The following is a 22,404-nucleotide window of genomic DNA, read 5'->3' on the forward strand; positions in this document are numbered from 1 at the left end:
GTTGCTGCAGCCAGGTCAAGAGCAGCTTGAGCTTCCAGCTCAGCAATAGCGGCCTCCGCATCTGTCAACCTAGCAATATCACCTACCAGCGTTTTCTGGGCAGGTGTTAAAGCCTCCAAATCCGTACGTGCTTTAATTACAGCTGTTTTTTTGGCTAGAGTGACTTCTGCTTTTGCAGGCAAGGCAGCGATTTGGTCCTTCACCTTAGTTGCTGCAGCCAGGTCAAGAGCAGCTTGAGCTTCCAGCTCAGCAATAGCGGCCTCCGCATCTGTCAATCTAGCAATATCTCCTACCAGCGTTTTCTGGGCAGGTGTTAAAGCCTCCAAATCCGTACGTGCTTTAACGACAGCTGTTTTGTCAGCTAGAGTAAGTTCTGCTTTTGCAGGCAAGGCAGCGATTTGGTCCTTCACCTTAGTTGCTGCTTCTAGATCTGCTGTATTTTGTGGTGTCGGGGTAGGAGTGGGTGCCGGCGTTGTTGTTGGTGTAGAAATAGGTGTTGGCGTTGATGTTGGTGTTGGTATAGGTGTAGATGTAGGTATTGGTGTCGATGCCGTCGTTGTTGGTGTAGATATAGGTGTCGGCGTTGGTGTTGGTGTTGGTGTAGTTGTCGGCGTCGGTGTCACAGACTTTTGTTCATCAATCTTAGTCTTTTCGGTTAAAAACTTAGAAGCGACAATAGCTACATCCTGACGGCTAGCATTATTAACCGGGTTGAAGGTGCCATCGGGATTTCCATTCATAAGGCCCAATTCAACGGCAGCACCAACTGCATCTTTAGCCCAGCTGGCAATTGAATTAGCATCTGAAAATTTTAAATTCTGTCCTTTTCCGGTACTGTTAACACCTAATGCATTCACAAAGATTACAGCCATTTGTTCACGGGTGAGGCTTTGATTGGCACCAAATGTTCCATTACCCATACCTTTAAAAAGGCCTGCTTTAACTGCGGCTTCTACGGCAGAAAAGGCATAACTGTTTACCGGGACGTCTGTGAAAGTAGAGGATTGTGGAGGGGTGCTAAGGTCCAAATTGAGAGCCTTCGCCAGTATAATAGCAAAGTCCTGTCGTTTAATATTACTTGTCGGATTGAATTTGCCGTCGCCAGTACCGTTAATAATTCCTTTTTCGACTAACTCAATAATGGCATCTTTGGCATAGCTGTTTGAGATATCGGTCAAAGACTCCGCTGCAGATGTATGTGGTACCAGGGCACCAAGCAAAGCAGCTGTAGACAGAAGCGATATCGACTTCACTTTAAATTTTTTCTTCATGAATTTCTCCTTAAAAAGTAATTATTAAAATTTTAAATAAATAACGTGATTGATCCCTGTCATATTCGCTTCCTTGACTACCCCTAGCTTGGAACATTCAATTATGTATTCGTGTGGAATTGCTCTCTTGATTGAGAGGGTATTTTTTTGTCTTCATAAGGGAGCCGGAGTTGGATGCCATAGGCCACTCGGTAGTGGATCACAGTTAAATGATTGTCTCTATTATCAATATCGGACAGTACACATCTTCATTGAATAGGTTCGCAAGAAAGCCGAAATGTTTCGATCAATCGGCTTTTCTTATAAACCGAACAAGATGAATATGCTAATAAGTCAGCTTGAGCATCGCTAACCGTGTGCTTTTACATATGTAGGGTCAAGAATAGGTTTTCCTCCATAATTCTATATTTTTCAGGATTGGTCCCGTCATTTCCGAGGTGCTGAACGCGGGGGATTCTTCCATCATAAACGGCTTCATACAACCAGCGTCCAAGTAAGGCAGGGGGTGTCGGCACAAGATCACGAAGATAGAATTCCCCCGGATTTAGCTGTGCGTTGATTTTATCATCAGGCTTTAAATCCTCAATCTTCTTTTTCATTATCTTGAAAAGATCTGCATACGTGTTTTTCCGTTTAATGCCCTTGATTTACAAAATTCATGAACATTCGGATAACCCGCTGCGATTGCCTGCTCTTTCAAGTCTGCGTGTTCATCGTCCGTAATGGTGAATTGTATACGATAACTCAATGTAGTGTCCTCCCAACTGGAAAAGGTGATTGAACAGTCGTCTGTTCATTTGCCTAATATATACTGGGCTTCTCATGAATACAATAGTAGATGTAGAATGGCAGCAATAAGGTGTATAACTTACAATATAAGTATGGCAAGTCTGTAGGGGGGGATAGAGTGAAGCTTTTGAATTTTTCGGAGCCGGTTGAATTCGAGGATATAATTCCTGGTAGTCATAATAGATGGGGGAATGATGCCCTTCTATTTAGGATAAATAAAGGGATGGCGAAATTGTCCACTAAGTATGGAACGGATAAATGTGGTGAGATATACGGATTTTTGTTGCTAGATAATAAACCACTGATAAATAACTACGGAGAAGAGTTGTACTGTCCTACATGCGCTAAGATTTTAAGTATCGGGTTAGGCAAAGAGAACGTTGATTCAGGCTTAATTGATACAATTAAATTTTCACAAGAACCAAGTAATGATATAACCTATGCTTTTGAAAATGTTAAACCTATGCTTTCCATTTTAGAAGACGGATATTATTTGCTTACACGTATAGAAATGATTCCAACTGATGGTGACGGAAATTTTTTTTGGAATTTAGCCGAATTAAAGAAGCTTTATAAAGCAACCGCGGATGTATATTATAAGTATCATGTTAGCTCGGGCACTCCCAAATTCATACTTCCTTCTCAGAGTGTTAATTGTTTAAATGAAGACAGGGTTAATTATTACTTGAATCAGATGAAGAATGGTACAACTATGACAGGACTTGCTTATTATTATGAGGGGTTTATGAGTACATTATTGGACGGACACCATAGAGCAACTGCAGCTTATATAGAAAATAAAAGTATCGACTGTTTAACAATAATAAAAGTTACAGGATTCGGGTTCGATCAGGACAAAAGGCCGGATAAGATTTATGCTGGCGGTGAAATATATGATTTAAGCTTATTTAGTAAACCCGGGAGAATTCATAAATATCTTAAAAGGGTATCTGAATCGCAAAAATCAAAGCTTGAGGTTGAAGAGGTTGAGGAGCTGCTAAAGGATTGTCAGAACGTTTGGGTACATACTGCGCCTCCCAAAAGTATTGATTTCGGTAAGAGGATTTATCCTGATTATTTGTCAATTGCATTTTCTGATATGGCGGGAGATATTTCAGATGAAAGAATCATTGAAATAATGGATAGGCGGGATGATGATGCAGAGTTTGAGCTGGAGATGATTTTCAAGAAGCTTCAGTTGCAAGAGCCTGAAAAAGCGTTCGGGCTGTCTAAGAAAATCATTAACGATGTAAATTGGAAGGTGCTGATTGAGGATGCTTTTCGTTATTTGGCATCAATAGACAGTACGGAAGTTGAAGATATATTTATTAAATATTTAATAGATACTGATTATGATTCGAAGGATATATGCAGGAGGATAGCGGATGATTACCTGAATAACAGATAATCATTATAACGATTTCCATATGATAGTTATGAATAAAGATAAGCCATTCAGTAAACCTTGTCCTAAATGAACAGAAGACACCAGGAAACCTGCATGTCTTCTTTTTTTATGCTCATTTAAGATTCGATGAGAAGTGATCTTTTTTCGTATTATATTAAAATGATTCGTGCATTACCCGTATTTAGACTTTCCCCTCCTGTTGTTATTATGAGAGCTGTTACAGCAGCCGGGCTGCATTCAAATGTCATGGCTGCAGATAATCTAGCCCTTCTGCCCATCTGCTTTTGTGAATGCGTTTTCAAGGTTTGTCTGTCTTATATGTTCAGAGAGGGGGGGATTATTCGTTAAGTCAGACTTGACGTAGCCAAGGAGTAAATTTTAGCAAATACGAATACGAATACCCAAAACAACCTATCAATTGGGGGGACTCTAATACGAGACTTTAGAGGTTTCCTTAAGAAAAGGAGTCAAACAAAAGATGAACAGTCGAAAATGTGTAATCAGCATCTCCCGCCTCCTCATTGTCATCATGTTGTTCTCCGTATTCACGTATACTCCCGTCCCGGCTGCCGCGGCCGGGGACGAACCGACAGCCGAGCTGAATGACCTCATTGCTGAGGCTGAAGCTTTAAAAACCGGCAATCAGGAATTCCCGCTTCAAGTCAGTCAGTCTGTCTATGGAGCCGTCTATGGTTCTGATGTGAACCGGGCTTTTCCATGGGTGCATGTTAGCGAACTCAAAGCTCTTAATGATGCTCTTGAGCTCGCGCGCAATGCGAATACTCCCGCTGACGAAGCTATCGCCGTTCTTAAAGAAGCCATAGTGATTTTTAATAAAAATATTAAATCAGACGGTTCCGATCCCTATTTCCGTCTTGATCCGGGTCCTGGTAAAGTTCCAGTAAAGGTTACTGCGCCCACTAATAACTGGATGGCAAGAACGCCGCTTGATAATCGTGTTCCCGCTGATTTTGCCGGTGGCACATTCAAAATGATTCCGTATCCTTTTGCAGATTCCCAAGGCAAAGCTGAAGTGCTCCAGATTAATTATGCCCATAACGGGAAAAGCACGTTCGGCGGCATAAGTATTGAATCCCCGTTGTCTCCAGCCGTAAATGTCCCAGAGGGGTCAACGATTGAATTCGATGTCTACTATCCCAAGAGCGCGCAGGGCAAATATATGAGGTGGAGAATCAGAAATACTAACACTAACCTCGATAGCTACCTCAGGGATTACCAGTACAACAACCTGAATCCTGACTGGGTTGGCAGCTACAACGGTGAATCCTGGTTGAAGGCTCATCATAGCATTACCGCCTCAACAGGCGTCTCCTCGAACTTTATTCTTGAGCTGCATGGCGAAAATGCCCGTGCTGCAGAAACCGGTATGCTGCTTGTCGCCAACATCCAGATTACCGCACCGGATCCTAACGGCATTGCGCTTCCGAACGTAGTCAACAAGGAACACCAGAGTGACGTAGCGCCCCTAAAGAGTCTCTACAATAAGGAGGATGGCCTGTTCATGGTCGGCTCGATCGGAACGGGGGCCGTAACAGGAACCAGAGCCAATCACTATGAAATCTTTGTCGACGGCAACAATCTAAAGGCCGATGGAACGCATCCCCGTGGCCCCGAATGGCTGAAAAGCGTTACCGGAGAGGCCCTGAACGGCGCAACTACTGCTCCTGGCTTAGCTGAATACAGCTTCCCGACCAGCGCTTATCAGGCGATCAGGGATTCCGGAGCTCCCGGACAGTATAAGTCTCACGGCCATGTTCTGGCATGGTATAACCAGGCTCCTGGATGGATGACTCAGATTATTCCGGCGAACCTGTCCTCCGGATACAATGGCTCGGCCAATTTCTACGGGCTTGGCAACGGCGTTACATCTACGGTTAAGGTAGACAAAGAAATGGCAAGAAGAGTGCAGTTTAATCACACGATGTATGTGATGCGGCACTTCCTGACCACAGATACGAAGTACGGTTCAAGCGAATCCCGTGGAGTAATTCCCTTCAATTCATGGGATGTACTCAACGAAGAGGTTCACGAAAGCCGCCACAGCGAACTCATCCCGGAGGATGCGAACAGCTGGAGAACGAGCCTTAAACACACCAACTGGCTTGCTGCCATGTCGGATGATCAGATTGGCGGCGACATCACCGAGCATTATATTTATCTTCTCTTTAAAAACGCGCACATCGCAGCCCCCAACGCCAAGATGGCTGCGGCTTACAAGGCAAATTACGCTAACCTTCCGGAGTACATGAAGCTCGACGGACACGACAAAGACGGCAGCATTGACACTTATATCACCGACAATCCTCCGAAGCTGACCTACAACGATTACGGACTTGCGACCCGCAGCAAGGCGAGGACGGTATATAACATGGTTCTCGAATTAAATACCGCCTGGCTCTCAGATCCGCTGTATGACGGAAGACCCCTTATCGAAGACATCGGTATCCAGGGACACGATGCGGTTGGCAAGACCCTTGCAAGCGATAACCAATATGCGATGGCTCTCTATGCCTCTCTCGTTGACCGGGGCCTGCTGTCCGGTATTACCTATTCAGAGCTTGACCTAAAGGTTCCAACCGATGCTCCCGGAGGAGGCGCGACCGCTCCCGCAGTGCTCAATGTCAGACAGTCGGACGCCCTTGGTTATGAGTACGCGCTGCTCTACAAAACCTTTACCAAGTTCGCCCCATATATCGATCACATCATCAGCTGGGGCGTATCCGGTTCAGGATGGCAGGGAAGCTATGTCCTGTTCGACGCTCAGAGCAATGCTAATGCCGGCTACTATGGCGCCATGAATCCGGACAGATTCATACTTGGACATTCGTATCTGGATGGTTACTTTGCAGGCGAATACGAGACCATCCGGAGCAATGCCATTGACCTTGGCGATCTTGGAGTCTATATCCCTAATAGTGTGAATGCGGACCTCAGCGCCTTGACACTGAGTGCGGGAACACTCCAGCCGGCTTTCAACGCAGCGACCACAGAGTATGAGGTTTCCCTGCAGGATGCCAGCAGTATAACCGTTACAGCTGCAGCAGCAGACAGCAGGTCATCCATTAGAGTGAACGGCACAGTTGTTGCCAGCGGTACAGCTTCCGGAGCCATAACGCTGACCCCTGGTACAAAAGCGGATATAAAGGTAGAGGTAACAGCTGCAGACGGCACGGTTAAGACGTACACCATAAAAGTAGCACACGGCAGAACAGAGGCAACGCCTACACCCGGCTCCGGAACACCATCTGCAACGCCAACACCAGCAACTCCTGCACCAGCAACGCCTGGACCCGCAGCACCTGCACCTGCAGCATCTGCAACGCCTTCACCTGCAGCACCGGTTGTTCAGGATCAAAAAGTAACCATGCAGACGACCGTGAAGGATGGAACTGCATTTGTTAAGGCGCTGGAGCTGGAAAAAGCAAAGGAGTTTATGGAGAAAAATGTTACCCTGGATATACCTGTGGCGCAGGGAGTGAATGCATACTCGGTAGGCTTGCCAACTGCAGCACTGACAAGCGGAGCAAAAGATGGCAAACTCACGATTTCCACAGAGTTGGGTAAGGTAGTCATAACGGGTAACATGCTGACAGGCACAACCGAAAGCAGCAGCAAGGAAGTAGCGCTGGAGATTGGAAAGAGCGATAAGTCCAAGCTCCCGGCGGAAGTGAAGGCGGCTCTCGGCGATAGACCGATCATACAGCTAAGTCTTAAGGTGGACGGAAAAGAAACAGTCTGGAGCAATCCGAGCGCACCTGTAACCGTATCCGTGCCTTACAAGCCGACTGCGGATGAGTTGAAGAATCCCGAAATGATTGTTGTCTGGTACATTGACGGAAGCGGAGAGGTTGTAACCGTACCGAGCGGACGTTATGCTTCCGAGACCGGTATGATCACCTTCACAACAACTCATTTCAGCAGCTACGCAGTAGCTTACGTATACAAAACATTTACTGATCTCGGAAAGGCAGGATGGGCCAAGAACGCGGCCGAAGTACTTGCGTCAAAGGATATTCTCAAGACGGAGGGGCAAGTCTTCAATCCGTCAGCCGATATCACAAGAGCGGATTTCCTGTACTCCCTTGTCAGAACACTTGGCTTGACTGCAAAAGTAAGCGGAAATTTCAGTGATGTACAGGAGAGCGCCTATTACTATAATGAAATTGCAATTGCCAAAGCGCTTGGTATTACGAATGGCCTGGATAATGACAGATTCGGCAGCACTCTTAAGATCACAAGACAGGATATGATGGTGTTGACCGAAAGAGCCTTGAAACTTCAGAAGAAGCTGAATACTCAGGGTGAGGCTGCGGATCTGGATAGATTCTCTGACAAGTCCGAAGTTGCTTCCTATGCGGTGAACAGCGTAGCTGCAATAGTTAAGGACGGGTTGATCGAAGGCAGCGGTAACAAACTCAATCCGGCTGGAAACACAACCAGAGCAGAAGCTGCGGTATTCCTCTACAGACTGTATAATAAGTAAAAAAATCTCATAAAAAGGGGCGTCCCATAAGTCATTTATAATGACGGTGGGACACCTCTTTTTATGCTGGCTAAACAGCAACCTGCGCATTAATGGACTTTCGCATCGTGTTTAACCGGGGAACACAGCTGTCTTAAAGCAAATGTCCGCCAGACACTTCAATGTCCTGGGCTGTAACCCAGCCGAAGTCATCGGACAATAAGCTCACAATGACCTTCGCCATATCTTCGGGCTGCCCGATTCTGCCAAATGCAGATTGCTCAGCCAGCGGCTTAATGAATTCAGGATGCTTATCGAATACTCCGTCACCAAAATTGCTGTGTGTAGGACCGGGCGAAACGGCATTGACCCGGATTTGACGGGGGGCAAGCTCTTTGGCAATGTAGCGGGTCCACGTTGAGAAGGCTGCTTTTAATGAGCCGTAGACAGAGTATCCCGGAAATGATTGGTTTTTCGATGAGCTCGTGGTGTTTACAATTGCTCCAGCATCCTCCATGAACCCGACAAGCTGCTGTGTTAAAAACATCGGTCCTTTGAAGTTCGTATTAAGAATCCTGTCGAAGTATTCTTCACTCATCTCAGAGAACAGCATGGGTCCGCCGACACCGCCATTATTAACTAGGTAATCAAAGGTCGTTCTGTTCCAAATGTCCTGAAGGTTCTTTGCCACTTCCAGAATAAAGCCTTCGAATGTTGATAGTTGAGTCAGATCCAGCTTCAGTGCGAATGCCCGGACGCCTTCATTCTGCTCAATTTCCTTCACGACAGCATCTGCCCGGTCCTTATAGGAATTGTATGTGAGAATGACGCTAATACCGCGTTTGCCAAGCTCAAGTGCCGTAGCTTTTCCAATACCGTTACTTCCACCTGTTACAATCGCAATTTTCATAAGATCCTCCTTGTTTTATGTTCGATCTGGTTTTAATTGTAGTCATATCTGTTGCGATAAAATAGACCCGATACTGCCTTTTGATTGCCTAATAACACCACGATTATTTTTTTGTTCCGAATTCCTCTTAATTCTTTCACATGTGAGTAGCACAAAAATACCGGGGTTTTTAGTAGCTGTGTTGAGGGGGGAGAAGTCGTGTGATAAACTAAGTGCATGAATAACATCCTTAATGAAATAATGGATCTGATGAAAGACGCAGGCACCCGGCAGATTGAAACCGGAGTACCGGGGCTGAGTATGATTAAGGGAGACATTCCCTCTCATCAACTCGCAGCGCTCTACGAGCCGATGATTGGTTTTACGGTTCAAGGAACCAAGATTCTTTCAATCGGGGAGCGCAGCACTGACCTGGAGGGGCCATCCTATTACGTGTTACCGATGCATGTTCCTGCAACGGCGAGTGTACATCCTGACCGATATGGCCGTCCTTACATGTCACTGGGTCTCAAGCTGAATCAGAATGTTCTTCAGCGTTTATTAAGAGATATTCCTGAGAATCTGTTACCGACTGCTTCCGGGCATTTCGCAGCCTGTGAGATGGATATAGAATTTATGGAGGCATGGCTGCGCTTATTGCGATTATTGAAAACACCGAGAGATATTCCAGCCCTTGCACCAGCCTATGAGCGCGAGATTCTTTATCGTGTTCTGACGGGACCGCAAGGATGGTATCTGAGGCAATTTGGTCTGCAGGAAAGTAATCTATCTAAAATTCCCCAAATTGTAAATTGGGTTCGCATTAATTTTATGAGGCCAATAGACATTGGCGAGCTGGCATCAAAAGCCGGGATGGCTATCAATACCTTTCACCGTCAGTTTAAAAGGGCAACGGGTTTAAGCCCTATTCAATTTCAAAAGCAATTAAGGCTTTTGGAGGCCAGGAACCTAATTGCATTTGAGGGCTATCCAGTAGCCAGTGCCGCATATCATGTTGGCTACCAAAGTCCCTCACAGTTCAATCGCGAGTACTCCCGCTTCTTCGGTTCATCTCCAGCCCGGGACACTGAGAACATTAGACGAATCGAAAGCACGAGGAACTAAGCACAATAGGAATGGCACTCTAGACCAGAGGCTATGTGATTCATTGCGGGAGCGCGTATGCTCCCGTTTTTTTGATGTAATAAGGGAAAAAGCAATTTCTCATTACATTTCAGCAATATGCAGGCAGCGTAAGCTCTGATGCAGGAGTTACAATAGAAATAGAGAAAATGAACTGTTTTTAACAGAATAATATGGGGTGGTGGCGGAATGAACATTGAAGCCGTTTTTGGGCAGCTTCCCGGCCTGAAATCAGATCGTTTCCTATTGAAGAAAATTGAAAATCATCATCTTGAAGAGGTTTTTGAAATCTATAACAATGACAAAGTATTTGAATACTGTGGTATTATACCCAAACACAATAAAGATACGGTTAACAATATGATTGGCCATTTTGAGAGAGACTACAATAAAAGGTCAAAGGTCAAGTGGGGGATCTTTGCACAGGCTGAACCTGACCGGCTACTGGGTATTATCGAAGCTTTCGACTTTAATCAAAAGGTGAACGGAGTGACGATTGGATACTTTTTGTCCGAATTGCATTGGGGAAAAGGGATTGCTACTGAAGCAGTGGGCATTCTGCTCGATTATTTGTTTAAGGCTGGTAGCATCAATAGAATTCAGGCAGAAGTGATGCCTTTAAATGAGGCTTCAAAGAAGGTATTGTTAAAGAATGGCTTCATCAAGGAAGGAACATTGAGGCAAGCCGCACTATGGGCGGGTAAAGGAATTATCGATTTAGAAATATACAGTATTTTAAAAGCAGACTATGTAAAATAATGAAGAAAGCACAGATAGAAGAGCAGGAGCCATCTAATGCAGCATAAAATACCCGGAACTCACATGCACGCCAGCACCAAAATGCTATTTTTTATTTACTCCGTTGCTTTAGCGTTATTTTGCCTATTTCAAAATAAGGTGATCGTTCTTCCGGCGCATTACCTGTTTGTGTTTGTGATCGGCAATGTACTGCTGAGCAGCCTTCACTTTGGCGTTTTTTTCGAACGTGGACGTCTGGGTCTGCACCCGGATGTATTTGTAGAGCTCCTTTTTATCAAAACCATATGTAATGGTGCCTTCATAGTTTAAGTTTTGCATAATGGCTTGAATCAAGGTGCTTTTTCCTGCCCCGTTATGCCCCACAATGGATACGATACTGTTGTCTTCGATAGAAAAGGATGCTTTGGTCACCGCATTTTTATTGGCTTTATGGTAACGTATGGATACGTCCTGTACATTTAATATCATAGTGGATGAGCTCCTTTCGTTGCTTACAAGAGCTATTCTATATGAATCATGAACAGGGAGCATGAGTAATTTGTGCAAAGTTTGGAACGGGAGGAATAATTGAAGGAAGGATAACAATATGGCAAACCCATTCTCTAACAAAAAGAAAATCCGCGGCTGGAAGCGTAAAATAAAGCAGATTGAACAATGGAAGCAGCGCCATATCGATCTGGATCTTGAACAGTTAAGTTTTAACAATAGAAACTATGTAAAGATATGGATTGACCCGTTTTACAGGCTAACCAGACGCAATCCGCCAATGTGGTTTTCCCGGCTGATTCTTGAGGCGATGATAGAAATTTATCAATCCTGGTTTCTCCAGATCAAACGTTTAAATGAACCCTTTTATCTGAAAATTTGGCTCTATAATCCGAACTTCATCCAATCGCAAATAGTTATCGCTTTTCGCGAATACATAAATTATTACGATAACACATTTGATACAAGCAACGAAGTCAAAGCATTCCCTTCAGAGTGGTATGGAAGTATAGCGGGTCTCGAGCAATTTAAATGGCTGCTTGCTATAGATTCAAATAAGTACTGGCTTTCTGAACTAAAGGAGGATATTCCTTTAGGGTTTAAGACTGCAAAAGGTGTTGAAGTGATTAAAAACAAAGCCTATAAGTGCGATACTTTAACATTAAATTACGGTGAGGATACTGTTTATAGCGTTAAAGTCGGGGATGTTTGGATAGGGGAGATTATATAGGCTTGAGCTTGTATAATCTCCCGATGAGTCAATCTCCACTATACTTATTAATATAGCTGATATAATCCCTTGCACTTTGATCGATCTTCTCATCGCTGGCCTGAAAGGAGGCCCCGAAGACTGCAAAATAAGGTAACGCCACTGCGCCTACATGTTTTGTACTGGCTTTGAAAGGCGTCGTAACCTGATCTACGGTAAAAGAAACGGAGCCCTCAGGCAGATAATTTTCCTGCTTATCCCCGATGGACATGGCGAGGCCCAGCTTTTTCCCTTTTAGCCGGTCTCCTTTTGATCCGTAAGCCCATCCGTAGGTAAAGACATCATCAAACCACTTCTTCAATAAAGGCGGATAGCTGTACCAATATAGCGGGAACTGAAAGACAATATGGTCATGTGCTTCTAATCGTTGTTGCTCGGCTGGAACATCAATGCTCCAGTCAGGATACTCTTTGTAAAGCTCATGAAGGGTAACATCGTTTGGATATTGCAGCAGCTCTTCTTTCCATCTCAGGTTTACTCTTGAATGCTCCAGATTAGGATGTGCCAGAATCACCAATGTCTTCATTATGAAATCTCCTTTAAACCCGTATAGTTGATACCAACATTATGTTGCAGACTGTGGCAAATGAAAATACACACAATAAAGTAAGATGGTTACCTCAAAGTGTGTACTGGACTCGACCAGACACGGAATGCGATAATAAATCTTTTAACTGGCTTGATAGATCAGCATGGACGGGGTGTTATGTTATGAAGCAATATCATCTGGGCATAGAGGCAACTCTGGAGATTATCGGCGGCAAATGGAAAGCGTTGATTATATGCTTGCTGATGTCCGGCACTAAGAGAACAAGCGAATTACAGCACAGTATTACCGGTATTTCGCAAAAGGTGCTGATCCAGCAGCTTCGTGAACTCGAAAGGGACGGGCTGGTAAAACGGTTTGTCTATCAGCAGATGCCGCCTAAAGTCGAATATAGCCTGACGGAATATGGAGTTACAGCCAATCGGATCATTGACGTGATGTGCTCCTGGGGCAGAGAGAATATTCAGATTAGACAGGAACGGGGAGAAGCTATTATTTTGCTGGAGGAGCAGCCGCCGGGGGGCAGCGATTGATGGGAAGGAAATGGACCAAAACTCAATTTAAAGAGGCCTTTAAACGGGGACTGGGCAGTTCATATCTCATGTTAAAAGAGAGCAATAACCGTGAAAAGCACAGGGATATTGTTCTTTGGTGCTGTCTTCGGAATACCTGCTATGATATGCAATGCGAAGGCGGACGTGGAAGCTTTTTATATCAGGCTATTTGTCTTTATGAGGATAAAAGCTATTTCGAAGAGGCAATCATCCGGAAGTTGATGCAAAACAATCTGGATACAGGGCTATTTGATCAGTTGTGCGAGCTTCTATATCTGTTTGCAGCAGATGGCAGCACTAAAGCCAGAGAAGCGTTATATGAACAATATAATGCACTGCTCGGATCACTCTCCCGCCGTAACAATCCTGCAGTACAGGAGAACCTGGAATGGCTGTGTGTATGGCTAACCTCTCTGGATGGATTTTCTGCGTTTAAGAGCATTGTTATACAGTTAGGAAAGTGTGCGTTCAATAATGGTGAAGCTGCGGATATGGATTGGTTCTATTCACACGCAAAGAATAAGTTCGGGGCTAAGCGTGTCGATACATTTTTGCAGAGTAATGCGGCTAAATCTGATTATGTAAAAGCCTTTCTAAACTCCGTAATACACACTACGATGCAGAATGAACAAAGTGTTGAGGCGCCTACACTTGAGAAACTTTTTGAAGCAGCAAAAGAGAAGCAGAACAGGTTCCGCAGCCGGGGGCTGGCACTACGTTTTTCAAGAATCGCTACAGAAGATGAGCTGCTTAGATTAGCGGAATACGCTGTTCAGGAAACCGATCTGGAAATAAAGCCGGAACTGCTGTGGACGTTTAGAAAGGTACGTTTTCCGCTGGACGAGCAGTTTATTTTCGAGCTTACCGAAAGTGATCATGGAGCCATACGCGACGTCGCTTTTGAGATGCTGCAGCATTTACCGTCAGACCGGATTCACGGCTATGCGATAAATCTTATTAAGCAAAAGAAAGAGCTCGCAAATGCGCTTAGTCTTCTATGCTATTGCTTTAAGTCAGAGGATGAAACGATTCTGCTCGAAGGTATTCAGAGCCTGCCAGTAACGTACGAAGACGGGGAATGGCACGGTGTCTTTGTAGACGCTGAGAAGTTAATAGATAACCGGTTGCTTAAAATGAATTCCTCCTTATTTACCTACATGTATAGACAAACGCTGTGTTCCTATTGCCGTTATAAGCTCATTAAAATTATGTCCAAGAGGAAAATGCTCCCCAAAGAGATTTTGGAAGAATGCGTGCATGACAGCTACGAGGATACAAGGGATTTTGCGGTACGCAAACTAGGGAAGAAGCCGGGAAAATAGCCGCGGATCGTGGCTTGGAACTTATAATTTTACATAGGGGTGAATTAGCTTGGAGAAGAAGAGGGTCGCTCAGATTTTTGATACTAGTAATAAAGAGGTTATAGCCCGTGAAATACTTGAGGCCCTGCCGGACTGGTTTGGGATTCCGGAAGCAAGGGAGGATTATATTCTAGAGAGTGTACATCAGCCGTTTTTTGTGGCAAAGGAAGGCCGGCAAGCCCTGGGATTTCTGTGTCTGAAAGAAACAGGTAAAGATACAGTAGAGCTTGCCGTAATGGGTGTTCTGAAAGAATTTCATCGTCATGGCGTTGGTCGGGAATTATTCGCGGCGGCCAAGGAATATGCAGCGGGTGAGCAATATTCTTTTAAGCCTTGGTTTTAAGGAGCTGGAGGTGTTTCCGACCCTATGGGGTGAACAGAACCCATGCCAAATATATGTGATGGCCATAAGCTGAAACGGATTCACCCGCTCTGCAACTCCTTCAGGAACTATTCTGCAGCTTATTCCCAGTAAGGTCTGCCGCTAAAGAGGAACGATTGACCGTTCATATACGCATTAATCTCTCTGCCCGCTAATTTACCAATATGCTCTGGCAGCCATTCCTGCCAGTCAGGCAGACCCAGCCAGAAATTCATGGTTTCAAGCTGCGCTGCAATAAAAAAGCCCTCCAACAACTCAATATAGCTATCCGGCAACGGATAATACCGCGCATACGACTGAAGCAGCTGGTCTCTAAATGCAGGATGGATATAGGAAAATGTCCAGCCAAGGTCAACCAAATAGTAACCAAACCCGCAAGCGCCAAAGTCGATCGGCCGCACTCCTTTTCCATGAAACACAAGGTTACTTGGAATTAAATCCGCATGAATCATTCCCCAATTGCCGGCGATTCTTTCAATAGTGTTCATCATTGCAATGACTCGTTGACCGGCTTGCTGAAGAAGCGCTGTATCATCGGCGTTAAGCATACCTGCATCAGATCGCTCCCCAAGCTTGTCCAAGGATTGCAATATACGGGAGCTGTCAAAGGAAGGGCGTTCGAATACACTTGGGATGCTCCAATTCGAGGCTTGTCTATGTAGTTTGCCGGTCATTTCCCCTATAGCTGCCGCGTCCTCTACTGTAGGAATAAAAGGCTTCTGCTCACCGTCCACCCATCTTAGTAAAGTACAATTAACATCGTTCACATTCGAAATGAAATCCCCGTGGTTATTCTTAAAAGGCGCCGGCACGGTTAAATCTGTTTCCAGGGCCAAGGCTTGAAGCCAGACCATTTCAGAGCGGATCACTTCCGGCTTACTCCAAAAGCCTTCAAGGGCATCCCCTTTAGATAGATGCATTCGAAGGCTGTAACTGTTGTTGTCCGGGTCAGTGACCTTATAGATCGTATTTCCGCTTTGGGCTATAAACGCTAATGATTTGCAGGCTATCGGATAGTTATTTAATGCATCCATCGCGATACTCAAATGTTCATTCAACGTTAATTCACTCCCTCATACAAATGTATGGGATTACAATAGCACATCTGTTGTCAGGGGGATTATGTAAAGTTTGATTATGTTTGTTTTATATAGGGGTTGATTATATTTCTCTCATGCTGTTATACTGTCCTAAGTGAAATTGATAATCATTATCATTATTCTTCAGAGGATAAATGATTAGATTATCTACAAAGTATACATACAGGGAGAGGGGTATAAGCAATGAAGAAGTTAAACTTATCTGTAATTATGGCGGTTTTGGTTGTGATGCTGGCGGCTTGCTCAAGCCCAAATAATACAGCTGGAACTGATGGTAATGCGAACGCGAACGCAGCTACTGAGGCTACTAATACTCCAGAAGCTACTACCGTTGAAATCACTGATGTCCATGGCACGGTTACGGTCCCTGTAAATCCTAAGAATGTTGTTGCTCTGGATAATAGAACATTTGAAACGCTGGCGAGCTGGGGGATTGAATTAGCGGCTGTTCCTAAAGGGGTAATGCCTGCGGATTCACCCTATGTAGCGGATGAGAATGTCCAGGATATCGGGAACCATGGTGAACCCAAGCTTGAAATTATAGCTGCTGTTGAGCCTGAGCTTGTCATTGTTGGTCAAAGATTCTCGAACTTTTATGAAGATATCAAGAAGCTGGTACCGAATGCGGCTGTTATTGATCTTACCTTTGATGTCTCCGAAGAAGCCGGTGCTCCTGGAGAAAATCTGGTGAACGGACTGAAACAGGCTACGACTACTCTGGGACAGATTTTTGATAAGAATGATGAGGCCAAGCAGTTGACAGCTGATTTGGATCAAGCCATTGAAAAAGCCAAGTCTGCTTATAACGGAACAGATAAGGTGATGAGCATTATCGTATCCGGCGGAGATATCGGTTTCTCAGCTCCTCACTCCGGACGTGTCTGGGGACCGCTTTATGATATTTTTGGATGGACTGCGGCGTTAGAGGTTGCAGAATCCTCCACAGATCATCAGGGTGATGAAATTTCCGTTGAAGCTATTGCACAGAGCAATCCTGATTGGCTGCTGGTACTGGATCGCGATGCTGCCATCAATTCTACAGAAGAGAAGGTTCCTGCACAGGACGTAATTGATAATGCTCCTGCTCTTCAGAACACTGCTGCAGTTACTGCAGGCAACATCGTGTATGCACCGAATGACACTTATACGAATGAATCGTTGCAGACCTTTATAGAAGTATTTAATAACATTGCAGAAGCATTTGCTAAGTAATGTAAAGGGGTACGGATTAGTGTCAAAACATATAACTTCCGGGGTTGAGAGCCACTCTCAACCCCAGTTCTATAATTACAATAGAATATGGACCATACCTTTTATACTGGCTGTTATCGTTGTTATCCTTTTGGGAATCATCTCGCTGTTCACCGGAGTATATGATATACGCGGACAAGCGGATGGGATGGAGATGTTCTTCATCACCCGTGTTCCAAGAACGATTGCCTTAATGCTTACCGGGGCTGCGATGGCGATGACGGGACTCGTTATGCAGCTGATTACACAGAACCGGTTTGTTGAGCCTACTACAACAGGAACTACAGAATGGGCAGGCCTCGGACTGCTGGCTGTCTATTTATTCATTCCGGCACCTACTCTGTTTACCAGAATGACGGGGGCCATCCTTTTTTCCTTTATAGGGACGATGATCTTCTTTTTATTCTTGAGAAGAGTCAGGCTGCGTTCCTCTTTAATTGTCCCGATCATTGGCCTGATGCTTGGAGCCGTTGTTTCCGCGCTTTCGACCTTCCTGGGGCTCCATTTTCAAATGTCGCAAATTATTGAGAGCTGGTTCGTAGGTTCTTTTGCAGCAGTTCAAGCGGGAAGATATGAATATTTGTGGATCATCGTTATTGTCAGCATTCTTATCTTTATGTGTGCGAACAGATTGACGTTAGCCGGGCTGGGGGAGGATGTAGCCACAAGCCTTGGATTGAATTATAACAGGCTGCTCCTGCTTGCGAATGGTCTTATTACGGTTGCGGTTGGAGTGGTTGCCGCTGTTATTGGAAACCTGCCTTTTCTCGGATTGATTGTCCCCAATATTGTCTCCATGTACAGAGGCGATGATCTCAGGAGCAATCTGCCCTGGGTCTGTGTGATCGGGATGGGTGCCATAACGCTTTGCGACATCATTTCCCGCGTCATTATTATGCCGTTTGAAGTGCCGGTCTCCTTAATCCTGGGTACAGTGGGAGCGGCCGTATTCATTACTCTTTTATTGAGACAAAGAAGACCAAGGAGGTCAAGATGAACGCATTGGAATACCGGAGAATTGAAAATGCGGGAATCGGTAGTGGCCTCCATCATGACAAGAGATCAGCCAGCGCCTTCCGCTCCCGGAAAGAGGAGAAACGTTATTGGATCATCCTAATCACGCTGATTGCTTTGGGTGCACTTTCCTCATACGGACTGTTAATGTATAACAACCCGGTTCGGATAGATTCGCCATCCTTTATACCGGTTGTTACGAGAAGGGTGGTCGCACTAGTTGCAATGATTATTGCGGCGGTGTGCCATAGCTTATCCACCGTGGCTTTTCAATCCATTACGAATAACCGGATTATAACGCCGTCCCTGTTAGGCTTTGAATCGCTGTACTCGACCATTCATACAAGTACCATGTTCTTCTTTGGGGCGGGTGCGCTGGTTAACTTTAGCGGTATTGGGTCCTATTTATTTCAGGTTACGGTTATGGTCCTGATGAGCCTGATCCTGTATGGCTGGCTGTTATCCGGAAAATACGGCAATCTGCAGCTGATGCTGCTGGTTGGAATCATCATTGGAGCCGGGCTGAATTCGGTATCCTCCTTTATGAGAAGGCTGCTTGCGCCGTCTGAGTTCGATCTGCTGCAGTCCCGGTTGTTTGGCTCAGTCAATAATGCGGATGCTGCTTATTTTCCAATTGTCATTCCCGTAGTTGTCGTTATCGCAGCGTTATTTATGTTGTATTCCAAGAAGCTGAATGTCTTGTCGCTTGGCAAAGATGTCGCTACAACATTTGGGGTGAACTATCAGTCCAGCATCATTTATACGCTCATCCTGGTTTCCGTTCTGATATCTATTTCAACGTCACTAGTGGGGCCCCTTACGTTCTATGGTTTTTTAGTAGCAACGTTGAGCTATCAGGCGGCGCAGACGTATGATCACCGGTATCTTTTTGCCATGGCGCTTGCTATAGGCTTCTTCATTCTGACGACTGCTTATTTTTTAATGTATCATGTATTTGATTCACGCGCTGTAGTATCCGTTATTATTGAACTGTTTGGCGGAATAACCTTCCTGGTTGTGATTCTTAGAAAGAGGTCGCTATGATAAAGATAAATAATGCCAGAAAGCTGTATACGGATCAGGTCACCATAGGACCGCTCAATATTGAAATTCCAAAGGCAGGCTTTACTTCTCTAATTGGACCCAATGGTGCGGGGAAGTCTACGACACTTATGATGATCGGCAGGCTGCTGGAGCTGGATGAGGGTCAGATTAGTGTGGCTAATATGGATGTTTCTGAATCGAAATCGAAGGACTTGGCCAAGATTATCACGATCCTGCGGCAGGAAAACCACTTTGTAACCAGGCTCACTGTCAGACAGCTGGCGGGATTTGGACGTTTTCCTTATTCAAAGGGCAGATTAACGAAGGAAGATGAGGCTATTATCTCAAAATATATCGACTTTCTGGATCTGACGGATCTGGAAAACCGGTATCTGGATGAGCTGTCGGGCGGCCAGAGGCAAAGAGCCTACGTTGCTATGGTTTTGTGCCAGGAGACGGAATATGTCCTGCTTGATGAACCGCTGAACAATCTGGATATTGCCCGCTCGGTTCAGATGATGGAGCATCTGCGGCAGGCTGCCAATGAATTTGGAAGAACCATTCTGACGGTGATGCATGATATTAATTTCGCCGCCAAATATTCAGACCGGATCTGTGCGATGAAGGATGGACAAATTGCCGCCTTTGGAACCGTAGCAGAGATTATGAAGCCGGAGATCCTGACCGCTATTTTTGATACGAAAATAGACATTCTGGAAGGGCCTTACGGTCCGATAGCTGTTTATTAATGCGGATTGCTAAAAACTAGATGTATCAGCGCTTGTCCCTTCCTTGAATGGAAGGGTTTTTTAGTGCAAAAGTACAGGCTGCGAAGCAGTAATTTGTCGTGCTATCTTTATATATTTTAGTCATCACAATTTTTCCGAAAATTTGAAGGATATATATAACAATTGTCGAAATTTAGTAGTATTCTGGTGTAAACAGCTATTGGAGGGGTCCATTTGAAGCGTAAACCAAAGCATTTTGTCGAAAATCAGCTGCAGAAATTATTCATTGTTTCTATGGCGCTTATCATCATTCTTATGAATTCATTCGTGAACACGGCCCAGGCATCTCCGGAAAGGCACGAGGTCGTCTTTGTAATGAATAATCTGACGGAAGATACAATTCTGTTAAATGGAGTGAAGCCTGGAATCGAAGTGTATACGCTGGATTCCGCTAAGGATGGACTGCAGCAAATGGCTGACATTCTGTCCGGCAAGAGTGACATTGATGCGATTCATTTGCTCAGCCATGGTACGAAAGGGCAAATCAATTTAGGATCGGTTTCACTGAACAATGACAATATCCAGAATTACAACGATCAGTTGGAGCAAATAGGAGCATCGCTAACAGAAGACGGCGATATTTTATTGTACGGGTGTAATGTGGCTGAAGATTCAAAGTCACAAGATTTCGTTAAGAAGCTCGGCTTGGTAACTGGTGCTGACATTGCAGCATCCACCGATGAGCTGGGTGTAATCGGTTTAGATTGGGAGCTGGAATATACTACTGGCTCCGTTGAAGCTCTATCGCCCTTTAAAAAAGGGGTGTATTATCCTTATAAGCTAAGCAGTCCTGTAATGTATTACACCACCGTTGACAGTAGCGGTTCGGTTGCAGGATCGGATGATAAGCTTGCTGTCTTTAATACGGACGGTACAAATCATAATATACTGGCTTCTGCCTTTGCCAAAGCACCGAACAGGGCCCTGCTGGATATGCCGAATGATCGGATTTTGGTTTGGGACAATGTGGATAAGATTATTTATTCTTACGGTCTGACCAGTCATTCTATCACACCTTTGGCTAACATTTCGATAACCGGTACAATTGGGTCCATGGTATATGACTACGTAAACCAAAAAATATATTACACGACAATTGATAGTTCCGGCTCAAGTGCCGGACCTGATGATAAGATCGGTGTGTTTAACCTGGATGGTTCAAACCATCAAATATTGGCATCCAGTATCTCCAAAGCTCCGAACCGTATGATACTGGATACTTTCCGTAACCGGGCTCTTATTTGGGACAACGTGGACAAGAAAATATTGGCTTTAGATTTGACGACAAATGCCATTACTTCGTTGGCTGCTTTAACCATAACAGGTAGCATGGGCGGATTTGCGTATGATCCGATTGGAGACCGAATCTTTTATACGACGTATGATAGTTCGGGTACGGTCGCCGGTGTGGACGACAAATTGGGAGTATTCAATGCGGATGGATCGAATCATCAAATCCTTGCATCCAATATTTCGAATGCACCCACCCAGCTTGCCCTTGATCTGGGGAATGATACGGTATGGATCTGGGAGAATGTAAACAAGCAAATCTACCAGTACAATCTGAATACAAATAACCTTTCTTCTTATGGGGCGGTTACTATAACCGGTACTATGGGGAGCCTCCTTTATTATGATGGTGCTTCTCCGACTATAGATTTAAACGGGTCCAACCCGGCCAACCTCTCATCTGACTTTTTGCCGGAGGAAGATATTCAATTAAAGTTCAGTGAAAGAGTAATCGGAGGCAGCGGAATAATCTATCTCTATAACACTACTAGCAATTCACAGATCGAAGCGATCCCCGTAAATGATCCAAGGATAACAGGATGGGGTACCAATACATTGACGATTAACCCGGATGCTACACTGAGCGGGACAGTTGCAGTACGTTGGAGCAGAGGAGCTATTCGCGATTATAACGATAACTACTTAATAGAGAACAGCTCAAATACTTATTATAGTTTCTCTGTAGCATCTGCTAATACTGCGCCTGCCTTTACAGGTTCCACAATTACGTTGACCGTTAATCAAAACGCACCGGCAACCGATATTACTGGATTGTTGAGTGTATCCGATACCGATAGCAATCAAACCTTGACCTGGTCGCAGAGTGCTGCACCGGATCATGGAGGGCAATTGCTTTTTACCGGTGCTATCGCTTCATCAGGTAGTACCCAGATTGCACCTGGCGGCACCATTACTTACACACCGGCAACCGGTTATTTCGGAAGTGAAGCCTTCACTGTTCAGGTAAGCGACGGTGTGGCAACAGCTACGAAACAAATCACGGTAACAATTAATGCTCCTGCACCACAGAACAGCACAGTGACGCCAACAATAGCGGTGTTCGACAAGTACGCGCA

The 22,404-nt window shown here is 44.9% G+C and carries 19 protein-coding genes; 13 read left to right on the forward strand and 6 right to left on the reverse strand.

The window, feature by feature from the left end; all coding sequences use genetic code 11:
* Together BLR64_RS30075 and BLR64_RS30890 are read right to left on the reverse strand one after the other, a co-directional pair.
* A partial coding sequence (locus BLR64_RS30075; RefSeq protein WP_139172043.1) for an S-layer homology domain-containing protein occupies positions 1 to 1,271 on the reverse strand: 1,271 nt, incomplete at its 3' end.
* A gap of 362 nt (positions 1,272 to 1,633) precedes the next feature.
* Positions 1,634 to 1,870, reverse strand: coding sequence for a hypothetical protein (locus BLR64_RS30890; RefSeq protein WP_244157808.1), 237 nt, complete (start codon positions 1,868 to 1,870; stop codon positions 1,634 to 1,636).
* Between the two features lie 308 nt (positions 1,871 to 2,178).
* Here BLR64_RS30890 and BLR64_RS21645 point away from each other — a divergent pair, with 308 nt between their 5' ends.
* Together BLR64_RS21645 and BLR64_RS21650 are read left to right on the forward strand one after the other, a co-directional pair.
* Positions 2,179 to 3,468 carry a hypothetical protein gene (locus tag BLR64_RS21645; RefSeq protein WP_090717367.1) on the forward strand — a complete coding sequence of 430 codons (1,290 nt, stop codon included), beginning with the start codon at positions 2,179 to 2,181 and terminating at the stop codon, positions 3,466 to 3,468.
* Between the two features lie 478 nt (positions 3,469 to 3,946).
* A complete protein-coding gene (locus tag BLR64_RS21650; RefSeq protein WP_090717370.1) occupies positions 3,947 to 7,972 on the forward strand; it encodes an S-layer homology domain-containing protein in 4,026 nt (1,341 codons plus the stop codon).
* Positions 7,973 to 8,105: 133 nt separating this feature from the next.
* Here BLR64_RS21650 and BLR64_RS21655 read toward each other — a convergent pair whose 3' ends face one another.
* Complete coding sequence (locus BLR64_RS21655; protein ID WP_090717374.1) at positions 8,106 to 8,861, reverse strand: SDR family NAD(P)-dependent oxidoreductase; 756 nt, start codon at positions 8,859 to 8,861, stop codon at positions 8,106 to 8,108.
* Between the two features lie 216 nt (positions 8,862 to 9,077).
* Between BLR64_RS21655 and BLR64_RS21660 the strand changes: the two genes are divergently transcribed.
* Both BLR64_RS21660 and BLR64_RS21665 read left to right on the forward strand, forming a co-directional pair.
* Entirely contained in the window at positions 9,078 to 9,965 is an 888-nt protein-coding gene (locus BLR64_RS21660; protein ID WP_090717376.1) for an AraC family transcriptional regulator, read from the forward strand.
* Positions 9,966 to 10,172: 207 nt separating this feature from the next.
* Positions 10,173 to 10,742, forward strand: a complete 570-nt coding sequence (locus BLR64_RS21665; RefSeq protein WP_090717379.1) for a GNAT family N-acetyltransferase — start codon at positions 10,173 to 10,175, stop codon at positions 10,740 to 10,742.
* Positions 10,743 to 10,865: 123 nt separating this feature from the next.
* On the opposite strand, the gene BLR64_RS21670 is transcribed toward BLR64_RS21665, so the two are convergent.
* Positions 10,866 to 11,210 carry an ATP-binding cassette domain-containing protein gene (locus BLR64_RS21670; RefSeq protein ID WP_167360752.1) on the reverse strand — a complete coding sequence of 115 codons (345 nt, stop codon included), beginning with the start codon at positions 11,208 to 11,210 and terminating at the stop codon, positions 10,866 to 10,868.
* A gap of 118 nt (positions 11,211 to 11,328) precedes the next feature.
* On the opposite strand from BLR64_RS21670, the gene BLR64_RS21675 reads away from it, so the two are divergent.
* Positions 11,329 to 11,958, forward strand: a complete 630-nt coding sequence (locus BLR64_RS21675; RefSeq protein ID WP_090717384.1) for a hypothetical protein — start codon at positions 11,329 to 11,331, stop codon at positions 11,956 to 11,958.
* A 28-nt stretch (positions 11,959 to 11,986) separates the two neighbouring features.
* Here BLR64_RS21675 and BLR64_RS21680 read toward each other — a convergent pair whose 3' ends face one another.
* Complete coding sequence (locus tag BLR64_RS21680) at positions 11,987 to 12,523, reverse strand: NAD(P)H-dependent oxidoreductase (protein WP_090717386.1); 537 nt, start codon at positions 12,521 to 12,523, stop codon at positions 11,987 to 11,989.
* Positions 12,524 to 12,708: 185 nt separating this feature from the next.
* Here BLR64_RS21680 and BLR64_RS21685 point away from each other — a divergent pair, with 185 nt between their 5' ends.
* The 3 genes from BLR64_RS21685 to BLR64_RS21695 are packed head-to-tail and all read left to right on the forward strand — an operon-like array spanning position 12,709 to position 14,802.
* Positions 12,709 to 13,077, forward strand: coding sequence for a winged helix-turn-helix transcriptional regulator (locus BLR64_RS21685; protein ID WP_090717389.1), 369 nt, complete (start codon positions 12,709 to 12,711; stop codon positions 13,075 to 13,077).
* Positions 13,077 to 14,420 carry a hypothetical protein gene (locus BLR64_RS21690; RefSeq protein WP_090717391.1) on the forward strand — a complete coding sequence of 448 codons (1,344 nt, stop codon included), beginning with the start codon at positions 13,077 to 13,079 and terminating at the stop codon, positions 14,418 to 14,420. The genes BLR64_RS21685 and BLR64_RS21690 overlap by 1 nt, the downstream gene beginning before the upstream one ends.
* Positions 14,421 to 14,469: 49 nt before the next feature.
* The gene (locus BLR64_RS21695) at positions 14,470 to 14,802 is read left to right on the forward strand and encodes a GNAT family N-acetyltransferase (RefSeq protein ID WP_208607214.1); all 333 of its coding nucleotides are present in this window, start codon (positions 14,470 to 14,472) and stop codon (positions 14,800 to 14,802) included.
* A gap of 119 nt (positions 14,803 to 14,921) precedes the next feature.
* Here BLR64_RS21695 and BLR64_RS21700 read toward each other — a convergent pair whose 3' ends face one another.
* Positions 14,922 to 15,899: a phosphotransferase enzyme family protein gene (locus tag BLR64_RS21700; protein ID WP_090717394.1), complete on the reverse strand. Its 978-nt coding sequence runs from the start codon at positions 15,897 to 15,899 to the stop codon at positions 14,922 to 14,924.
* A gap of 225 nt (positions 15,900 to 16,124) precedes the next feature.
* Here BLR64_RS21700 and BLR64_RS21705 point away from each other — a divergent pair, with 225 nt between their 5' ends.
* From BLR64_RS21705 to BLR64_RS21725, 5 genes are all read left to right on the forward strand, one after another.
* On the forward strand, positions 16,125 to 17,153 hold the full coding sequence (locus BLR64_RS21705) for a siderophore ABC transporter substrate-binding protein (protein WP_090717397.1): 1,029 nt from the start codon (positions 16,125 to 16,127) through the stop codon (positions 17,151 to 17,153).
* A 19-nt stretch (positions 17,154 to 17,172) separates the two neighbouring features.
* A complete protein-coding gene (locus BLR64_RS21710; RefSeq protein ID WP_090717400.1) occupies positions 17,173 to 18,189 on the forward strand; it encodes an ABC transporter permease in 1,017 nt (338 codons plus the stop codon).
* Positions 18,186 to 19,250: an iron chelate uptake ABC transporter family permease subunit gene (locus tag BLR64_RS21715; RefSeq protein WP_090717403.1), complete on the forward strand. Its 1,065-nt coding sequence runs from the start codon at positions 18,186 to 18,188 to the stop codon at positions 19,248 to 19,250. The genes BLR64_RS21710 and BLR64_RS21715 overlap by 4 nt, the downstream gene beginning before the upstream one ends.
* Positions 19,247 to 19,999, forward strand: coding sequence for an iron ABC transporter ATP-binding protein (locus BLR64_RS21720; RefSeq protein WP_090717405.1), 753 nt, complete (start codon positions 19,247 to 19,249; stop codon positions 19,997 to 19,999). Before BLR64_RS21715 ends, BLR64_RS21720 begins: the two co-directional genes overlap by 4 nt.
* Positions 20,000 to 20,212: 213 nt before the next feature.
* The coding region (locus BLR64_RS21725) for a DUF4347 domain-containing protein (RefSeq protein ID WP_167360753.1) at positions 20,213 to 22,404 on the forward strand (2,192 nt) is incomplete at its 3' end.

The organism is Paenibacillus typhae (genome assembly GCF_900099765.1).
Classification (GTDB): domain Bacteria; phylum Bacillota; class Bacilli; order Paenibacillales; family Paenibacillaceae; genus Paenibacillus_AQ; species Paenibacillus_AQ typhae.